Source organism: Marinobacter sp. M-5, assembly GCF_032911545.1.
Classification (GTDB): domain Bacteria; phylum Pseudomonadota; class Gammaproteobacteria; order Pseudomonadales; family Oleiphilaceae; genus Marinobacter; species Marinobacter goseongensis.
The window spans coordinates 572,877-590,636 of sequence record NZ_JAWJEK010000002.1 but is presented as its reverse complement, the minus strand read 5'-3'; the positions used below and the strand labels follow the sequence as shown (position 1 = coordinate 590,636).

Annotated in this window: 17 protein-coding genes; 8 read left to right on the top strand and 9 right to left on the bottom strand. The window is 63.2% G+C overall.

Annotated elements, in window-relative coordinates:
- Positions 1–113 precede the first annotated feature (113 nt).
- From trkA to def, 4 genes are all read right to left on the bottom strand, one after another.
- Positions 114–1,517, bottom strand: coding sequence for a Trk system potassium transporter TrkA (gene trkA, locus R0125_RS12025; RefSeq protein ID WP_248181796.1), 1,404 nt, complete (start codon positions 1,515–1,517; stop codon positions 114–116).
- Positions 1,514–2,815 carry a 16S rRNA (cytosine(967)-C(5))-methyltransferase RsmB gene (gene rsmB / locus R0125_RS12020; RefSeq protein ID WP_248181795.1) on the bottom strand — a complete coding sequence of 434 codons (1,302 nt, stop codon included), beginning with the start codon at positions 2,813–2,815 and terminating at the stop codon, positions 1,514–1,516. Before rsmB ends, trkA begins: the two co-directional genes overlap by 4 nt.
- Entirely contained in the window at positions 2,816–3,751 is a 936-nt protein-coding gene (gene fmt / locus R0125_RS12015) for a methionyl-tRNA formyltransferase (protein ID WP_317238489.1), read from the bottom strand. It lies immediately after the preceding gene.
- 115 nt (positions 3,752–3,866) lie between these two features.
- Positions 3,867–4,370, bottom strand: a complete 504-nt coding sequence (def, locus tag R0125_RS12010) for a peptide deformylase (RefSeq protein ID WP_317238327.1) — start codon at positions 4,368–4,370, stop codon at positions 3,867–3,869.
- Between the two features lie 351 nt (positions 4,371–4,721).
- Between def and R0125_RS12005 the strand changes: the two genes are divergently transcribed.
- The 8 genes from R0125_RS12005 (at position 4,722) to R0125_RS11970 (ending at position 11,505) form a co-directional block, all read left to right on the top strand.
- The gene (locus R0125_RS12005; RefSeq protein WP_317238326.1) at positions 4,722–5,738 is read left to right on the top strand and encodes a LysM peptidoglycan-binding domain-containing protein; all 1,017 of its coding nucleotides are present in this window, start codon (positions 4,722–4,724) and stop codon (positions 5,736–5,738) included.
- Between the two features lie 150 nt (positions 5,739–5,888).
- Positions 5,889–7,061 (top strand): DNA-processing protein DprA, encoded by a 1,173-nt coding sequence (dprA, locus tag R0125_RS12000; protein ID WP_317238325.1) that lies wholly within the window; start codon positions 5,889–5,891, stop codon positions 7,059–7,061.
- A gap of 3 nt (positions 7,062–7,064) precedes the next feature.
- A complete protein-coding gene (locus tag R0125_RS11995; RefSeq protein WP_317238324.1) occupies positions 7,065–7,640 on the top strand; it encodes an L-threonylcarbamoyladenylate synthase in 576 nt (191 codons plus the stop codon).
- A gap of 10 nt (positions 7,641–7,650) precedes the next feature.
- Positions 7,651–8,580, top strand: coding sequence for an oxygen-dependent coproporphyrinogen oxidase (gene hemF / locus R0125_RS11990; protein ID WP_317238323.1), 930 nt, complete (start codon positions 7,651–7,653; stop codon positions 8,578–8,580).
- Positions 8,570–9,397, top strand: coding sequence for a shikimate dehydrogenase (gene aroE, locus R0125_RS11985; RefSeq protein ID WP_317238322.1), 828 nt, complete (start codon positions 8,570–8,572; stop codon positions 9,395–9,397). Before hemF ends, aroE begins: the two co-directional genes overlap by 11 nt.
- Before the next feature lie 55 nt (positions 9,398–9,452).
- On the top strand, positions 9,453–10,226 hold the full coding sequence (locus R0125_RS11980; RefSeq protein ID WP_317238321.1) for a motility protein A: 774 nt from the start codon (positions 9,453–9,455) through the stop codon (positions 10,224–10,226).
- A 4-nt stretch (positions 10,227–10,230) separates the two neighbouring features.
- Positions 10,231–11,070: a flagellar motor protein MotB gene (locus R0125_RS11975; protein WP_317238320.1), complete on the top strand. Its 840-nt coding sequence runs from the start codon at positions 10,231–10,233 to the stop codon at positions 11,068–11,070.
- A 117-nt stretch (positions 11,071–11,187) separates the two neighbouring features.
- Complete coding sequence (locus tag R0125_RS11970) at positions 11,188–11,505, top strand: PA4642 family protein (protein ID WP_317238319.1); 318 nt, start codon at positions 11,188–11,190, stop codon at positions 11,503–11,505.
- Between the two features lie 33 nt (positions 11,506–11,538).
- On the opposite strand, the gene R0125_RS11965 is transcribed toward R0125_RS11970, so the two are convergent.
- The 5 genes from R0125_RS11965 to R0125_RS11945 form a co-directional block, all read right to left on the bottom strand.
- Positions 11,539–11,994, bottom strand: a complete 456-nt coding sequence (locus R0125_RS11965) for an Hsp20/alpha crystallin family protein (protein WP_317238318.1) — start codon at positions 11,992–11,994, stop codon at positions 11,539–11,541.
- Between the two features lie 173 nt (positions 11,995–12,167).
- A complete protein-coding gene (locus R0125_RS11960; protein WP_317238317.1) occupies positions 12,168–13,730 on the bottom strand; it encodes a sulfatase-like hydrolase/transferase in 1,563 nt (520 codons plus the stop codon).
- A 13-nt stretch (positions 13,731–13,743) separates the two neighbouring features.
- On the bottom strand, positions 13,744–15,324 hold the full coding sequence (locus tag R0125_RS11955; RefSeq protein ID WP_410797629.1) for a glucan biosynthesis protein: 1,581 nt from the start codon (positions 15,322–15,324) through the stop codon (positions 13,744–13,746).
- Positions 15,303–17,450 (bottom strand): glucans biosynthesis glucosyltransferase MdoH, encoded by a 2,148-nt coding sequence (mdoH, locus tag R0125_RS11950; RefSeq protein WP_317238316.1) that lies wholly within the window; start codon positions 17,448–17,450, stop codon positions 15,303–15,305. The genes R0125_RS11955 and mdoH overlap by 22 nt, the downstream gene beginning before the upstream one ends.
- Positions 17,440–17,694: a hypothetical protein gene (locus R0125_RS11945; RefSeq protein WP_317238315.1), complete on the bottom strand. Its 255-nt coding sequence runs from the start codon at positions 17,692–17,694 to the stop codon at positions 17,440–17,442. Before R0125_RS11945 ends, mdoH begins: the two co-directional genes overlap by 11 nt.
- Positions 17,695–17,760: the final 66 nt, after the last annotated feature.

Here is a 17,760-nt window from a genome sequence, read left to right as displayed (position 1 = left end):
GCTGATCAGTCTGTGTGTGGCGCCCCGTTCTTGAGCCGGGGCACGCTGAAAAAAGGCGCATTATACGCTGGCCAGACGTGTATTTCTAAACGGCGTTCACCGCCTTGTTTTTGCTAGAAGAACGTGAGCCCCACCTGGAACAGTTTTTCCACGTCGCGGATGCGGGTCTTGTCCACCAGGAACAGGATCACGTGGTCATCCGGCTGCACTCGCAAGTGATCGTGGGCGATCAGTACTTCGTTGCGGCGAACGATAGCGCCGATGGTGGTGCCTTCTGGCAGGGTGATTTCGTCCAGCCGCTTACCCACCACCTTGGACGAGCGGTGATCACCGTGGGCGATGGCCTCAATGGCTTCCGCCGCGCCCCGACGCAGGGAGTGTACGTTGACCACATCGCCGCGGCGGACGTGGGTCAGCAGGCTGCCAATGGTGGTTTGCTGGGGCGAGATGGCCACGTCGATGTCGCCGCCCTGGATCAGGTCCACGTAGTCCGGGTTGTTGATCAGGGTCAGCACCTTGCGGGCGCCGAGGCGCTTGGCCAGCAGCGAGGCCATGATGTTGGCTTCGTCGTCGTTGGTAACGGCGCAGAACACATCGGTGCTTTCGATGTTTTCTTCCAGCAGGATGTCCTTGTTGGCGGCGTTGCCTTCCAGCACCACGGTCTTGCGCAGGTTTTCCGACAGCATCACGCAACGTTCGCGGTCACGCTCCAGCAGCTTGACCTGATAGCGGTTCTCCAGGGTGTGGGCCAGGCGCTGGCCGATGTTGCCGCCGCCGCAGATGAAAATACGCTTGTAAGGTTTTTCCAGCGGTTGCAGCTCGCTCATCACCGAGCGGATGTGGTCCGAGGCGGCAATAAAAAACACCTCGTCGCCGTCTTCGATCACCGTGTCGCCCTGGGGCATGATGGCCCGGCCCTTGCGGAAGATAGCCGCCACGCGGGTATCGATCTTGGGCATGTGGGTGCGCAGGTAAGACAGTTCGTGGCCCACCAGTGGCCCGCCTTCGGTGGCGCGGATGGCCACGAGCCGGGTCAGGCCCTTGGAGAATTCCAGTACCTGCAGCGCGCCCGGGTATTCGATCAGCCGGGTAATGTGTTTGGTCACCAGATGTTCCGGGCTGATCAGCACGTCGATGGGGAAGCCCCGCAGGCTGTCCAGGTCCTTTTGCTGATCCCGCTGATAGAACAGTTCGGCTTTGGCCAGATAAGCGTTGGCCCGTACCCGACAGATGGTGGTCGGTGTCTTGTACAGCAGTTTGCCCACCTGGCAGGCCACCATGTTGGTCTCGTCGCTGTTGGTGACGGCGATCATCATGTCGGCGTCTTCTGCGCCGGCCTGCCTCAGTACCGTCGGAAATGAGGCCTTGCCCTGCACGGTGCGAATGTCCAGACGATCCTGCAGTTCCCGCAGGCGGGTGCTGTCGCTGTCAATCACGGTGATGTCGTTGGCTTCGTTGGCGAGGTTTTCCGCCAGTGTGCCACCCACCTGGCCGGCACCGAGAATCAGGATTTTCATAGCTCTGGTTTCTCCAACACGGCGTAGAAGAAGCCGTCATGGCTTGCGGAATCGGGTAACAGTTGTCTTCCTGCGGTCATGTCGCGACCCCAGGTGAATTCTGGTGCCAGCAGCGTTGCGGCGGGCTGCTGTTTCAGATAGCGCTGGATTATACGGTGATTTTCCTGGGGGAACACCGAGCAGGTGGCGTACACCAGCCGGCCTCCCGGCTTGAGGACAGACCACATGGCCTCCAGCAGGCCAAGCTGGATTGAGGCCAGCGGCACAATGTCGGATTCCCGCCGCAGCAGCTTGATGTCCGGGTGGCGCCGGATGACGCCGCTGGCGCTGCAGGGCACGTCCAGCAGGATGCGATCGAAGGCCTCGCCGTCCCACCAGTCCGCCACTGCTGCAGCATCCGCCTGTTTCAGGGTGGCTTGCAGATCGAGCCGGTCGAGGTTTTCCTGCACCCGGGGCAGACGCTCGGCGGATTCGTCAATGGCCACCACCTCGCCGAGGTCACCGCAGGCTTCCAGAATGGCGCAGGTCTTGCCGCCGGGCGCGGCGCAGGCATCGAGTACCCGCTGGCCCGGTGCCAGATCCAGCAGCGTGGTACACAGCTGGGCGGCTTCGTCCTGCACGCTGACGGCGCCGTCGGCAAACCACGGCAGGCGGTCCACCGGTACCGGTGTCTCGAGCTGGATGCCGTAGGGGGCGAACGCCGTGGCTTGCGCCGCTATGCCGGCCTCGGCCAGCTGTGCCAGGTAGTCGTGACGGCTGAAGCGCAGGGCATTGACCCGCAGGGTCATGGGGGCCTGGGCGTTATTGGCGTCGAGGATGGCCGGCCAGTCATCGGGCCAGTTGTGGCGCAGCTTTTCCACCATCCACAGGGGGTGGCTGAAGCGGGCGGCGTCGGTCGAGGCTTCCGGCGCGCCTTCCCGCTCGGCACTGCGCAACACACCGTTGACCAGGCCGGTCAGGTTGGGCATGCCCAGGGCGCGGCAGGCTTCCACGGTCTCATTCAGCACCGCGTAGGTGGCCTGCTGGCTGTGGCGGAGCTGGAACAGCGCCACCAGCATCAGATGATGAACGACCCGGTCGGGTTTGCGCAGCGGCTTGTTGAGACGCTGGTTCAGTTCGTCGTCAAGGCGGTGGAACCAGCGGCAGGTTCCGTAACAGATGGCCTGCAGTTCGGGGCGTTCGTTCGGGGCCAGCCGGTTCAGCGCCAGTGGCAGGCACTGGGTCAGCGACTGGCCGTTCTCCACCGATAGCAGGACCTGAGCGGCCAGGGCGCGCATGGGCTGGCTGCGGTCGTTCATTCAGTTCAGCTCCTGGCCTGGCAGCAACAACTCTTTGCCGCCGTTGATCAGGTCGTTGGGGGTCTGGGCCCGGGCGCCGGGCAGCTGCAGGCTGGTGATCCTGAGCACACCGGTGCCGCAGGCCACGTCGATGCCGTCCCGCTGCCGTTTCAGCACCGTGCCGGGTACCTGCCCCGGGGATTCGTCGAGGGCACTGGCCTGATGGATGCGCACCCGCTGCCCGTTGAAGTCGGTGTAGGTGCCGGGCCAGGGGTTGAAGGCGCGTACCAGGCGCTCGATGGCGCTGGCTTCCAGATTCCAGTCGATGTGGCCCTCGTCCTTGGACAGTTTGTGGGCGTAACAGGCCAGATCATTGTTCTGCGCTTCCCCTTGCAGCTCACCTTTTTTCAGCAGCGCCAACGCCTTGACGATGGCTTTGCCACCCTGTTCCGCCAGGCGGTCGTGCAGGCTGCCGCCGGTGTCGCCGTCTTCAATAGCGGTGATCACCTTCAACAGCATGGCGCCCGTGTCGAGGCCCTCGTCCATCTGCATGATGGTGATACCGGTCTCCGGGTCGCCGGCTTCGATGGCCCGGTGAATGGGGGCGGCGCCGCGCCAGCGGGGCAGCAGCGAGGCGTGGATATTGAGACAGCCGTGGCTGGGAATCGCCAGAACCGCCGGCGGCAGGATCAGGCCATAGGCGGCCACAATCATCACGTCGGGGCGCAGGTCCCGCAACTGCTGCTGGGCTTCCGGGGTTTTCAGGGAGGGCGGCTGGAACACCGGAATGTTGGCGTCCAGGGCCACCTGCTTGACCGGCGTGGGGGTCAGCTTGCGACCGCGGCCAGCGGGGCGATCGGGCTGTGAGTAGACGCCCACCACGTCATGGCGGTGGTCCACCAGCGCTTTCAGGGCGGTGGCTGCAAAATCCGGGGTGCCGGCAAACACGATGCGCACGGTGATGTCGTCTCTGTTCCGTTGAATACGAAAAAACCGGGCTTTCACCCGGTCTGTGCTGTCTGGCCATGCTCTGGACAGCGATCAGGTGATCGGCCAGACCGAGCGCCCGCGATCAGGCACTCTTCTTGTGCTGCTTTTCCAGCTTCTTGCGAATCCGGTTGCGCTTCAGCGAACTCAGGTAGTCCACGAACAGCTTGCCGTTAAGATGATCCATTTCGTGCTGAATGCACACCGCCAGCAGGCCCCGGGCCTCGAGTTCGAAGGGCTGGCCGTCGCGATCCAGGGCGCGGATCATGCAATGCTCGATGCGCGACACGTCTTCGTAAAAGCCCGGCACCGAGAGACACCCTTCCTGCATGTCTTCAAGCTCGCCATCGAGCACTTCCACGCTGGGGTTGATGAACACACGCGGCTCGCTCTTGTCTTCGGACAGATCCATTACGATGATCTGCTTGTGCACGTTTACCTGGGTCGCCGCCAGACCAATGCCGGGCGCATCGTACATGGTCTCGAACATGTCGTCGATGAGCTTGCGGTCGGCGTCTGTCACCTCTTCCACCGGTTTGGCGATGGTGCGCAAACGGGGATCCGGGTATTCGAGTATCTCTAGAATCATGCTGCTCGTACTTTTGGCCTGTGAACCTGAATGACACCGTTATGTTTTGTAACAGTGTGACTGCGCTCTCCGAAATGCGACAGCGTACTGCGCAAATTACATCTCCGGGACTATGATGTTCGGACAGTTTGTATTATCCCCCATCTTGATGATTGAGTACAAACTGATCAGTCAATAGTCAAAAACTCTTGACGATGCGGTAGAATTTACTGGAAGAACAAAAGATAACATCACAATTTGCGTGACTTCTTCTATAGTATCGGAAACAGCAACACAATAAGCTGCACCCGACAGGCTGCATATCAAGAACAGAATCAATTGATTCAAGGCACGCGATCAAGGACTTAGACAATGAGGAAACTGCTGTACGCTCTGGCAGCAAGCATGCTGCTGCTAACCTCCTGGGCTCATGCGCAACCGGAGCTCAGGTCCGATCATCCCGAGCGTTACACTGTCGTGAAGGGTGACACCCTGTGGGACATCTCCGCCCGTTTTCTGAACAACCCCTGGTACTGGCCGGAAATCTGGCACGTTAACCCACAGGTGCAGAATCCTCATCTGATCTACCCGGGCGACCGATTGGCGCTGGTGTACATTGATGGCAAGCCCCGGGTCACTAAGGTCAGCAGCAGCGACGTGGTCAAGCTGTCCCCGCAGATTCGCTCCGAAGCCATTGATACGCCGATTCCGGCGATTCCGCTGGACGCGATCAGCAGCTTCTTGTCGGAAACCCGCATTGTCTCTCCTGAAGAACTCAATGGCGCGCCCTATGTGCTTGAGGGCGAAGACGGCCGCATCATCACCGGCGCCGGCGATCGGGTCTACGCCCGTGGCGAGAAGCCCGCCGACCGCGTGGGCATTTTCCGCCGCAGCAAGGAGTTCCGGGATCCCGACAGCGGTGAGTTCCTGGGCCTGGAAGCGCGCAGCATTGCCAAGGGTGAGGTGAACGCTGAAAACGGCGACGTGCTGACGCTGAACCTGACCAGCTCCAGCGAGGAAGTTCGCATCGGCGATCGTCTGCTGGTCAGTGAGGACCGCCGCCTGACCACCAACTTTGTGCCCAGCTCGCCGGAAGACGCGATTGAGGGCGTCATGATATCCGTGGAGGGTGGTGTCAACCAGATTGGCCAGTATGACGTAGTGGCCATCAACCGCGGCGAGCGTGACGGCCTCGAGCCGGGCAACGTCATGGCGGTGCTGAAGAGCGGCAACCTGGTGCGCGATCCGGTCACCAACGAAACCATCGAGCTGCCCTCCGAACGTGCCGGCCTGCTGATGGTGTTCCAGACCTACGAAAAAATGAGCTACGGTCTGATACTGCGAGCCTCCCGGGTTCTTTCCGTGGGTGACAAGGTGACCAACCCCTGAGGTAGGCCATCCACGGCACGCAGATCCCGCAACGGGAGTCGCCACCGGCTCCCGTTTTTTATGACATAATCCCCATCGCCGGCGCCAGGATGGCAGCAGCCGGCTTGCAGCCAGAAGCTGCAGAATCAACCAGCCAGGGAAGGATGGTCCATGTCTGAAGTTTCCCCCGTTGTCACGATTGAAGAGCCCGCCGCGGCGTTTTTCCAGTGTGCTGACAGCCCCTGGCTGATGCTGAGCTGTCTGCCCAAATTCGGTTTGCGCCGCCGCCACGCGGTTGCATCGGTGATGCCGGATCTGAGCGGGCTGCTGGCTGCCAACGCCGCGACCCTGAAAGCCATGGGGCTGCCCCGTGAGATCATTGAGCCGGTACAGGCGTGGCAGCAACAGGACTGCGGCCATCCGGTGGTGGCCCGGGCCCGTGCGATCCGCAACGCCTGTCAGGCTCAGGGCATCTGGCTGTTGACCCTGGGTGACGCGGATTACCCGGAACCGCTGCACCACATTCACGACGCCCCCCTGGTGCTCTATTGCCAGGGCCGCCGCCCGCTGTTGCAGCGTAACCAGATCGGTATTGTCGGCAGCCGCAACGCCACCCGCGCGGGCCTCGATCACGCCCGCAGGTTCGCATCGGCTCTGAGCGATCAGGGTTTCCTGGTGACCAGCGGACTGGCCCTGGGCATTGACGGTGCCGCCCACGCCGGCGCCCTCGACGCCGGGCATGAAACCCTGGCGGTTATCGGCAGCGGGCTTGACCGGCTCTACCCGAGCCAGCACCGCAAGCTGGCCCAGCGGATTACCGGGCAGGGCTTGCTGATGTCGGAGTACCCGCCCGGCGAGCGGGCCCGCGCCGCCCACTTCCCTCAACGTAACCGCATTATCAGTGGCATGAGCCGAGGCGTACTGGTGGTGGAAGCCAGCCTGCGCAGCGGATCGCTGATCACCGCCCGGCTTGCGCTGGAACAGGGGCGTGAGGTGTTCGCCATCCCCGGATCGGTGCACAGCCCGGTGGCACGGGGCTGCCATCATCTGATCAAGCAGGGCGCGCGGCTGGTGGAAACGGTGGACGATGTGCTGGAAGAACTCGAGGCCTGGTGTAGCGCCCCGGACGTCCCCGCCGGCAGGCCGCAACAGGCGGCTGCGGCCGCTGATCTGCATCCCAGGGAAATCGCGGTGCTGGAGGCTTTAGGGTATGATCCGCAGTCAACCGATCAACTGTGTTCAGAAACCGGATTGCCCGCCGATCAGTTGATGCAGTCGCTGCTGTTACTGGAACTGCAGGGGCTGGTCAGCTCGGTTCCGGGAGGTTTCCAGAGGATAGCCTGAGCCATGCCGAACTCATCCAAACCCCTTACCGACTGGCAACTGCACTGTGCCCGCCGCACCCTGTTCGGTGGTGGTGTCATCGCCTACCCGACCGAAGCGGTGTGGGGTCTGGGCTGTGATCCCTGGGATGCCGAGGCGGTGGACCGCATTCTCGATCTGAAACATCGTCCGATGGAAAAAGGCGTGATTCTGGTGGCGTCGTCGGTGGATCAGGTGCGGTTCCTGTTGGATCCGTTACCGCTGGATCTGCAGCGGGAAGCCGAGAGCCACTGGCCCGGGCCGGTGACCTGCCTGCTGCCGGACGTGCAACAGCAGATCCCTGAGTGGGTGCGCGGGCGCCACAGCTCGATTGCGGTGCGGGTTAGCAGCCACCCGGTGGTTCGCGCCCTGTGTGACGCCGCCGGCATGCCGCTGGTGTCCACCTCCTGCAATCCGGCGGGGCGTCAGCCGGCCCGTTCCATCTGGCAGGTGCGCCGCTATTTCGGCGACACCCTGGACTGGATCGTACCCGGGGATCTGGGCGGCAACCGTCAGCCCAGCCGGATTCTGGATATCGTCAACGGCCGTCAATTGCGGTAGGAGAAGTCAGATGTCGCAGCAACCCGACAGCAACGCCGTCAAACACTACCTGCTGACACTGCAGGAAACCATTGCCCAGCGCCTGGGTGCGGTGGACGGCGAGGCCACCTTCATCACCGATGCCTGGGACCGGCCCGAGGGCGGCGGTGGCATCAGCCGTGTGCTCACCGACGGCGCGGTGTTCGAGAAAGGCGGAGTGAACTTTTCCCACGTGATGGGTGACACCATGCCCCCGTCGGCCACCGCGCATCGCCCTCATCTGGCTGGTGCACCCTGGCAGGCCATGGGGGTGTCGCTGGTGATCCATCCCCATAACCCGATGGTGCCGACCTCCCACGCCAATGTGCGGTTTTTCATCGCCACCCCGAAGGACGCGGAGCCGGTGTACTGGTTTGGTGGCGGCTATGACCTCACCCCGTATTACGGCTTTGACGAGGATTGCGTGCATTGGCACCAGACCGCCCGTAACGCCTGCCAGCCGTTTGGTGACGAAGTCTACCCGCGCTTCAAGCACTGGTGTGACGAGTACTTCTATCTCAAACATCGGAACGAGCCACGGGGTATTGGCGGCTTGTTCTTCGACGACCACAACACCGGCGATTTTGGCCGCGATTTCGGCCTGATGCAGGCGGTAGGCAGCAGTTATATCGAGGCTTACGAGCCCATCGTGCAGCGTCGCAAGCATCTGCCCTACACCGACCAGCAGCGGGATTTTCAGCTCTACCGCCGCGGTCGATATGTGGAGTTCAATCTGGTTTACGATCGCGGCACGCTGTTTGGCCTGCAGTCCGGTGGCCGCACCGAATCGATCCTGATGTCACTGCCGCCGCTGGTGCGCTGGGACTACAACCGCAGCGCCGCGCCCGGTTCCGAGGAGTCGCGGCTGACGGAGTATTTCCTCACTGATCGTGACTGGCTGGAGCTGAACCATGAACAATGACCTGTACGCGGTGGTGGGCAATCCCATCAGCCACAGCAAGTCACCGCGCATCCACAGCCTGTTCGCCCGGCAAACCGGTGAACCGGTGGAATACACCGCCATTCAGGCGCCACTGGACGATTTTGCCGGTACCGTCCGCAACTTCTTTGCCCGTGGTGGTCAGGGTCTGAACGTGACGGTGCCATTCAAGGAGCAGGCCTGGTCGCTGGCGGACCGGCGCACGCCGGAGGCGGAAAAAGCTGGCGCCGCCAACACCCTGTATATAAACGGCGAAGGCTTGCTCACCGCCGACAACACCGACGGCACAGGTCTGGTCACTGACCTGACCCGCACTCACAACGTCAGTCTGCAGGGCAAGCGGCTGCTGGTGCTGGGTGCCGGCGGCGCAGTGCGAGGCGTGCTGGGGCCGCTGATGGCCACCGGCCCGGCCGCCATCACGGTGGCCAACCGAACGGTGTCCAGGGCGCAGGCACTGGTGGACCTGTTCCGTGATGAGGCCGCCGGTGTGGCGCTTTCGGCCTGTGGTTTCGCGGCCCCCGCAGAGCCCTTCGATGTCATCATCAATGGCACCAGTGCCAGTCTGCAGGGCGATCTGCCCCCGTTGTCGCCGAATGTGATCGGTGCCGACACTGTGGTTTACGACATGATGTATTCTCTGACCACCACCACCTTTAACCAGTGGGCGCTGGATCAGGGTGCACACCGGGTGTACGACGGCCTCGGCATGTTGGTGGAACAGGCGGCGGAAGCTTTCCGCATCTGGCGGGGTATCCGCCCGCAGACCACGGCGGTCATGGACGAGTTGCGTAACGACTGAGCCGGGCCGCCCGGGATGGGCTATGCTCAGGGTCTAAACACTCGATAGGTTCCCGATGGACATTCTTACCCTTGTGGGTCTGGTAGCGGGCGTGGTGATCGTGGTGTTGGCGATGCTGGCCAATGCCTCGCTGCTGACTTTTCTCAATCTGCCGGGCCTGGCCATTGTGCTGGGCGGAACCTTCGCCGTTACCCTGATCAAGTTCCGTCTGTCGTCTGTGGTGGGGGCGTTCCGGCTGGCGTTTGCCGCGGCGTTTACCGACCGGGTACCAAGCCCGGCCGCACTGGTTCGTGAGGTGGGGGCTCTGGCCATGGTGGTGCGCAAGGAAGGCATCCTCGGTCTGGAGAATCACCAGACCGACAACGTCTTCCTGCGCAAGGCCATCAATTTGTGTGTCGACGGCCACCCGCCGGAGCTGGTGGAAGAAGCCCTGGCCCAGGAAACGCGGCAGACCGCCGAGCGTTACGAGGTGGCCGAGCGGGTGTTCCGCGGCATCGGCGAATCCGCCCCCGCCATCGGCATGCTCGGCACCCTGGTCGGCCTGGTGCAGATGCTCAACACCCTCGACGATCCCTCCTCCATCGGTCCTGCCATGGCCATTGCCCTGCTGACCACGCTGTACGGTGCCTTTCTGGCCCAGCTGATTGCCCTGCCGCTGGCGGACAAGCTGCAACTCAAAGCCGAAGATGAAGGGCGCAACCACCTGCTGATCATTACCTCCATCCGCAACATCATGCGCGGTGAGAATCCGCGGGTCATGACCGAACTGCTGTCGTCGTTTGTCACTCCGGATCAGCGCACCGGCCTGGCCCCGGAGCGGGAGGCCTGACGCCTTGGAACACGTGTGGAAAAAGGACAAGCTACGGCTGCGAAATCAGACCCCTGCATGGATCGTGACCTTTGCCGATCTGGCCACCCTGCTGCTGACGTTTTTCATCCTGTTGCTGTCGTTTGCCGAGATGGACGTGGAAAAATACCGCGCCATGGCGAACTCCATGGCGGTGGCTTTCGGCAGTGACAATGTGGTGGCCGAGGGGGTCGGTGGCTCGCCGTTGACGTTGATTGAAGCTGACACGGTGTCGTTGCCGGAACCCAGTGACTCGATGGTCAGCGAGCCGGACTTCATTGATGAACGGACCGACAGCGTCGAGACCACCGGCGTGCCCGCCGGCATTGTGAATCTGGCCTCGCGCATGATCCGTGAGCTGGAGCGCGAGGTGGCGTCGGAAGCCCTGAGTGTGAACTACGATGAAAACCAGGTGGTGATCCGCTTCTCGGAAGAGGCTACTTTCCGCTCGGGGGATGCCGCCATCAAGCCTGAAATGCTACCGATCATTGATCGGGTTGTGGGGGTGCTGGCGGACTGCCGTGGCGATGTGCTGGTGTCCGGTTTTACCGATGACCGCCCGATTGCCAGCAGTCGCTACCGTTCCAACTGGGACCTGTCGGCCGCGCGGGCGGTGTCGGTGGTCCACGAGCTGGTGATGAACCGCCAGGTACCGGCGGAGCGGGTGGTTGCTGCAGGCCGTGCCGAAACCAACCCGCTGGCGCCCAACGACAGTGCGGAGAACCGCGCCAAAAACCGGCGGGTGGAGATCGCCATCCGTAACCCCGAATGTGCGAACGGCTCGCCGGCCGCGGAGCCTGGAGCGCCGGTGGACATCATGCCCTGAGGCGCTTATGCCCGGGTGAAAGCTTCTCATAGTCAATTCAACTAACTTCTTTGCATTCATATCCTTATACTGTGCCCCCTGTTTGAACCAACAACCGGACAACCACCGGGAGAGACCATGAGCGGACCAGACAAACCAAAAGTCATTGGCGAAGAGTGGAGCGACGAGCGAGTCAGGAGTTTCCTCGCCATCGAGCCGGCAGCGCCGGGTATCGATGCCGATTTCCTGGTATTGCAGAAAGCCTATCAGGCCATGCGTGCGGGGGATTTCGAGCGGTTTATCGGATTTTTTGTCGCCGCCGGCCGCAACCTCAATGCGGTGGGCGAATCCGGAGAAACCATTCTGGACCATATCCAGGCCCATCGTCGTAGCACCGAATACGCCGCCGCGCTGCAAGCCGCAGGCGCCAAAACCCGGGCCGAAGCCGGGAGCTGAGCGCTCCCGGCCAGGTGCGGTGCGTCCGGACCGTTACTGAACCTGAACCTCGATGGCTTTGGGTTCGGCAGGTTCGGACTTCTGCAGGGTCAGTGACAGGATACCGTCCTTGAAGTTGGCGTGGATGCTGCCCTCGTCCACATTGTCCGGCAGCGTAAAGCGACGCAGAAAACTGCCATACACGCGCTCGATGCGGTGGTGTTTCCGGTCGTTACTCTCTTCTTCGTGCTTGCGTTCGCCCTGAATACTGAGCACGCCATCGTGCACCGTGACTTTCACATCCTCTTTGGCCATGCCCGGTAATTCGGCTTCGATGGTGAACGCTTCCGGGGTTTCCTTGATATCCACGGCCGGGGCCCAGTCGCTGCGACTGAACAGATCTTTTCCTTCCCGTTCGCCATTGCTGCGGGTCAGGCCGAACAGCCGGTTGTAACGGTTCATCAGGTCATCGAATTCGTTGACCGGATTCCAGCGGGTCAGATTGCTCATGATGAAACTCCTCCTGTGTCGAATCTGAAATTGTTGAGACATCTCAGCTTCGCTCGCGGAACAGCTCCATACCGGTGGCGCCAACCGGAAGGACTCCGTGAACTTCTGCTATTGCTGAATGTAGGTCCGCCTGCACGGTTTTCAAGCCCCCAAGGGAGCGAGTTTGATCTGCGTCAGTTCCCGGAAAAAATGTCCTGAAACACGCGGCGGAAGCGGTTCATTGGCAGGCCGGCAGTGTCCAGTTCCGGCAGGGCACCGGTCTGAAATCCCGGTAGCCCCATGTGCAGAAAAGGCTCCACCAGCGCGGGGTCGGCACTGATGATGTGGATGACCGAGTCGCGGCTGGCGTTGTCGCCGGTGATCAGCGGCGCCGGCTGGTGGTCACCGACGATGATCAGCAGGGTGTTGTCATCCATGAACTGATCGGCGTAGCCGGTGATGACTTCCAGGGCGTAGTCGAGGGCCTGGCTGTAATGGGCACGTACCCGGTCCGGGTCCCGCCACAGGCTGGCGGGCGCCTCGCCGCTGTCGCGCCAGGTGTCAAAGACCTGACCGTTGCCGATCTCGCTCCAGTCCTCCAGTACCGGCAGAATGGGCACCCAGGGGGCGTGGCTGCTGATCAGCGCCATTTCGGCGAACAGCGGCTGCGGTGATGGTCGGCGCAGCTCCTGCTCGAACCAGGACCAGGTGTACTGGTCCGGCATGGTTACCCAGTTGAAGGGCGGTCCCTGGTAGCCCATGGAGCCGGCGTCGTAAATGCGGTCGTAGCCGAAGCGCCGGCCTTCCGGCCATGGGCGGGTAATCGCCGGCATCACCGCCACGGTGTTGTGCCCGGTCTGCTTCATGTCGTCGATCAGTGTGGTGTGCCGGCTGCTGAGAAGAATATCGTAGTCGAGCTGGCTGTCGACCCATTGCCCGCTGAGCAGGGTCATATGGGCAAGCCAGGACTGGCCTCCTTGCACCGGCGAGGTCAGGCGCCCGCTCACCAGATGCAGGCCCCGTTCCCGCAGCGTGGCTTCCATGCGCTCGAGGCGCGGCACTATTCTCGGTCCATAACGGGGGTCGGTGAGGGCCGAGATACCATAGGATTCCACGAAGCCGAGGATCACATCCTTGCCAGCCAGATCGGCCAGGGTCCGGCTGCCCAGGCTCTCACCCTGCGCGATACCCAACTGGAATGATTGCGTGGCCTCGTGGGTGTCGGTCGCCAGCGCCACCTGCCTGCCCAATAACGCTGTGCCGGTTGCTGCGATGGGCGCCGGCAGCGCGAATGTCAGGCCGGTGAGCCCGACCGCCGCGGCGATCAGCATTCTGGGAGCCTGCCGGGGGGTGTGGTGGGCCAGTCGTTGCAGCAGGGAGGCAAACAGCGTGCCCAGCGCGATCAGAATCACCAGCAATAACACCAACACCATGACCGCCAGCGCGGTGCCCAGATTGGTATGCAGCAGGTGGTAGGCTGCGCCGGCGACGCCGAGTTCCAGATACAGATTCAGGGGGCGCCCGAGGGTTTGCTGCACCAGCAGGTCCACCACCACCAGGGCGGCCACGAAGGCGTAGGTTATACCCGCCACCATGGCCAGCCGGCGTTGCAGGCTGCCGGGGGGTAAAGCCGCGAACAACCCCCACAGAAACAGAGTTTCCAGCGCCAGCCAGGGTGTGTAAGCAAAGCCGGATACGGTAAGGGCCACCAGCATCAGGTTCAGGATCAGCGCCAGAAACAGCGAGGTTTTCGTCATCAGTGTTGTTCCGTCAGAACGTTCGTTCTGTAAGTGGCGGCGGGGAATACTGGTACAGCCAGGTTTCCGTCAGCGCCTGCGCGCCGAGGCGCAGAAACAGCCGCAGCTCCACAGGCTCGGCGGTGTCATCCGGCACCAGGTCGAACATGGCGCGATATCCATTGAGAGCATGAAGCGGGCGGGCGGATACCAGCTCAACCCGGCCGCGACTGGCGCTCACAATGGCCTCTACATTGGTGTTGTTGGCCAGCATGGCTAACTGGCCACCGGAAAAATCCACCGCAAAGCGGCGCGAAAAATAACGCCGGGGCTGGCCGACGACGCCACCAATACCGGTGCGGGTGGCGCGGGTGGTGGCCAGCTCTGGCGCCGGGTGCGGGTGATGCTCGCCCCAGGTCAGCCGGTAATCCAGACGGTGTTCGTTGCCCGGTTTCAGAGGTTGGTGCGGGTGCCAGAAGGCGACGATGTTGTCGAAGGTTTCGTCGTCGGTGGGTATCTCCACCAGCACCACGTCACCGCTGCCCCACCCCTGTCGGGGCTCTACCCACAGGCTCGGCCGGCGCTCATAAAACACACCGTCGTCCTGATAGTGGCTGAACTCCCGGTCCCGCTGCATCAGCCCGAAGCCCCGGGGGTTGTCATCGCGGAAATGGCTGACCCGCAGGGTGCGCGGGTTGACCAGTGGTCGCCACAGCCGTTCACCGGCACCGGTCCAGAGCGCGAGGCCGTCGGAGTCGTGGATTTCCGGCCGCCAGTCGTTGGCTTTACGGCGGTCGTTCTCCCCGGTCTGGTACATGCTGGTCAACGGTGCAATGCCGATGCGCTCGATGGCCTGACGTGGGTACAGGGAGGCACTGATGTCCATTACCATGTTCTTTCCGGGCCGCAGCCGGAAACGGTAGGCCCCGGTGATGCTGGGGGAATCCAGCAGGGCATGGACCACCACGTCGGTGGCGCCTGCCGCCGGGGTTTCCAGCCAGAATGCGGTGAAATCCGGGAACTCCTCCTCCCGGGGCAGGCCGGTATCGATGGCCAGGCCGCGGGCGGACAGTCCGTACTGCCGCGATTCGCCCACGGCGCGAAAATAGCTGGCCCCCAGGAAGGCAACCAGGTCACGGCGGAAATCCTGATGGCCATGGATGCGGAAGCCCGCGTAGCCCAGATCTTCCGGCAGGTCGTCGGTACGGATCCCATCGCCGTGCTCGAAATGATCCGCGCGATAGGGAATCGGTTGGGCGACCCCGTCGCGAACTTCGAAAAACTGCACCGGCTTGCGAAAATACAGGCCAAGGTGAAAAAACTGCGCCCGGAATGGGCTGCCGTTCCCCCGCCACAACGCGTGATCGGGCCTGAAGCGAATGCTCTGATAGTCGTCCCAGCTGAGGTTGTTCAACGCCGCAGGGAGGCCGGCCTGTCTGGACTGATACGGCTTTGCGGCAAGCGCGCGGGCATGCTGACGAAGCCAGTCGTGACTGAACGGCTGGCCGGCGTTGTCCGGCGCTGTGCCCGTGGCCGCCTGAGTCAGCGGCATGCGGGCCAGAGGCAGGGCGCAGCCCAGCAGCAGGCCGAGTTTCAGTAGCGTGCGTCTATCCACGGAAACTCCCTGTGAAATACAACGGTTGACGGGGTGTCTTCTGCGCCCCGGTCGGGTCCGGAATCGGTACGGCCGGGCGTCGCTGCAGAGTGGGCGTGCCGGTTGCCCTGTTCAAGCTTGCCAAGTAGTTGACCCCAGTGGCTGTCTGACGGCGCCTGCCAGACCCGATCGTGCAACTGGCGCAGGGCATCGCCGTGATCGCAGATCAGGCTTTGTTCGCGCCAGGTCAGGGCGTCCGGTCCCTCCTGCAGGCAGCGGTGCACCAATGCGTCCAGAATCCTCCGTTTGCGTCCGGATGCGCCGGGTCTTTGCCGCGCCGCTGCGTGCAGGTTGGCGGTGGGGAACACCACGGCCTGCTGGAAACGGCTCAGGCCGGCGGACGGCTCAGGGGTTGCCGGGGCGGTGTCGGCCAGGCGCACCACTGCCGGCGCGCGGGTGTTCACCACCGTGGGCAGTGACCGGGGGGATGCGTATCGACTGAGCAGCACGGCCATGACCGGTGCCAGTACCAGCGGCAGGGTGATGGGCAGGGTCCACAGCCAGAGCATGTTCCCTGAGGCAGCGCCGACCGCCAGCAGTGCGCTGCCTGCCAGCAGACCCGGGCCGTGGGCGGCCAGTGCCCTGCGCCAGGAGGTCCGGTCCGTGCGGTTCTGCCCGGCCCATAACACCGGAAGATTGGCCAGTGCGGTCAGCACAAAGCGGCTGTGGGCCACCATGCGGACCGGGGCCAGCAGCAGCGACACCAGGGTTTCCCCGATGGCGCTGGCCAGCAAACGGCGGCGACCACCAAAGGCCTTGCCCTGCCCGGCCAGTAACACGTCGGCGATGGCCAGCACGCGCGGTCCGAACAGCATCGACACCGTGCTGGTGGTCAGTACCCACGCCGCGACACCGGCGCCGCTGTGGTGAGCATCGCTCAGGGTGGAGACCATCGCCGGCTGCAGGGCCACCACCGCAGAAAGCGTCAGGAACGCCAGCCATAAGGGGGAGGCCACATAAGACATGACACCGGTAAACAGCGCCATGCGGTGGGCAAAGGTCAGCCCGGGTTCGAACAACAGGATCCAGAGATGTTGCAGATTACCGCGGCACCAGCGGCGGTCCCGCACCAGATCGTCTTCAAGACTCGGCGGGGATTCCTCGAAACTGCCGGCCAGTTCCGGCACCAGCCAGGTGTCGTAGCCGGCCCGCCCGAGGTAGGCGGCTTCGACGAAATCGTGGCTGATCACCGGGCCACCAAACAGTCCCGGGCCCCGGAGCTTGCGCAATCCGCAATGGCTCATGAATGCCTCAACCCGGAGAATGGCGTTGTGGCCCCAATAGGCCGCCTCGCCCATCTGAATCGCCGCCAGCCCGCGGGTATACAGCGGGCCGTAGGCGTGACTGGCAAACTGCTGCAGGCGGGCAAACCAGGTACTTGCCCGCGCCAGCCGGGGAGCGGTCTGCAGTATGCCGGTGCGGGGTGCGTGTTCCATCACCTGCACCAGCCGGGTCAGACACTCGCCGCTGAGCAGGCTGTCGGCGTCCAGTACCACCAGGTAGCGATACGCCCTGCCCCAGCGGCGCAGGAAATCCGCCACATTGCCGCTTTTGTAGTTGAGGTTGACGGTACGCCGGCGATAGAAAATACGGTCGCTGCCCAGCTCCCGGCACAGCGCCTGCCAATGAGCCCGTTCCGCCAGCCAGACCTCGGGGTCCCGGCTGTCCGAGAGAATGTAGAATTCGAAGTGTTGCAGCTGGCCGCTGCGTTCCAGATCCCGATAGATCGCCTTGAGGCCGTCCAGGGTGCGTTGTACCGGTTCATGATAAATAGGCATGACCACGGCGGTGGCGGCGAGCGGGGTGTCGTCAAGCCCGCTGGCGGCCAGACGATGGCCTGGGTTGAAAGGGTCGCCGCCGCGCAGGCGCATCAGCACGCCGGTCAGGGCTGTCCAGAAGCCCACCGCAATCCACAGTTGCAACAGGGCGAACAGACCGATGATGGTCAGGCCCGTCAGCGTGGTGGCGTCCGGCAGAATCTGCGCCAGTAACGCTACTGCCAGCGTGGTCTGTGTAAAGACCACCAGGGCGAGCACCGCACGGCGGCGTATCGCAACCGCTTTCCAGTTGGAGGCATTATCCGCCATGGTGGAAGTAGCCCATGCTGGTCCGCCGCAGTGGCGGCTGTTGCGGCCGCGTCGCAGCCTGCTGGCGGTCGCTCCAGTCAAGCGCCAGCGATCTCACCTGGTCGTCGGTCGACACCCGGCCAGCGGCGAGCGCTTGCGCGATGACCCGGGCAAGATCCTGACGCTGAGGCTGAGACAACGGCGCAGCGATGGCGTCCAGATACAACCGCGTTCGGTCTAACAGGGGAAAATCCAGTTCCTTCACCATTGCCTCCGTAGAAAACGGTCCGTGATCGCGGACCGGAAAGCGGTGACACAGCAACTCCTGCGA

Bases quoted from the DNA above. Each gene is read 5' to 3' on its own strand.
- trkA (WP_248181796.1), bottom strand. From the start codon at position 1,517: ATGAAAATCCTGATTCTCGGTGCCGGCCAGGTGGGTGGCACACTGGCG.
- rsmB (WP_248181795.1), bottom strand. From the start codon at position 2,815: ATGAACGACCGCAGCCAGCCCATGCGCGCCCTGGCCGCTCAGGTCCTG.
- def (WP_317238327.1), bottom strand. From the start codon at position 4,370: ATGATTCTAGAGATACTCGAATACCCGGATCCCCGTTTGCGCACCATC.
- R0125_RS12005 (WP_317238326.1), top strand. From the start codon at position 4,722: ATGAGGAAACTGCTGTACGCTCTGGCAGCAAGCATGCTGCTGCTAACC.
- dprA (WP_317238325.1), top strand. From the start codon at position 5,889: ATGTCTGAAGTTTCCCCCGTTGTCACGATTGAAGAGCCCGCCGCGGCG.
- R0125_RS11995 (WP_317238324.1), top strand. From the start codon at position 7,065: ATGCCGAACTCATCCAAACCCCTTACCGACTGGCAACTGCACTGTGCC.
- hemF (WP_317238323.1), top strand. From the start codon at position 7,651: ATGTCGCAGCAACCCGACAGCAACGCCGTCAAACACTACCTGCTGACA.
- aroE (WP_317238322.1), top strand. From the start codon at position 8,570: ATGAACAATGACCTGTACGCGGTGGTGGGCAATCCCATCAGCCACAGC.
- R0125_RS11980 (WP_317238321.1), top strand. From the start codon at position 9,453: ATGGACATTCTTACCCTTGTGGGTCTGGTAGCGGGCGTGGTGATCGTG.
- R0125_RS11970 (WP_317238319.1), top strand. From the start codon at position 11,188: ATGAGCGGACCAGACAAACCAAAAGTCATTGGCGAAGAGTGGAGCGAC.
- R0125_RS11965 (WP_317238318.1), bottom strand. From the start codon at position 11,994: ATGAGCAATCTGACCCGCTGGAATCCGGTCAACGAATTCGATGACCTG.
- R0125_RS11960 (WP_317238317.1), bottom strand. From the start codon at position 13,730: ATGACGAAAACCTCGCTGTTTCTGGCGCTGATCCTGAACCTGATGCTG.
- mdoH (WP_317238316.1), bottom strand. From the start codon at position 17,450: ATGGCGGATAATGCCTCCAACTGGAAAGCGGTTGCGATACGCCGCCGT.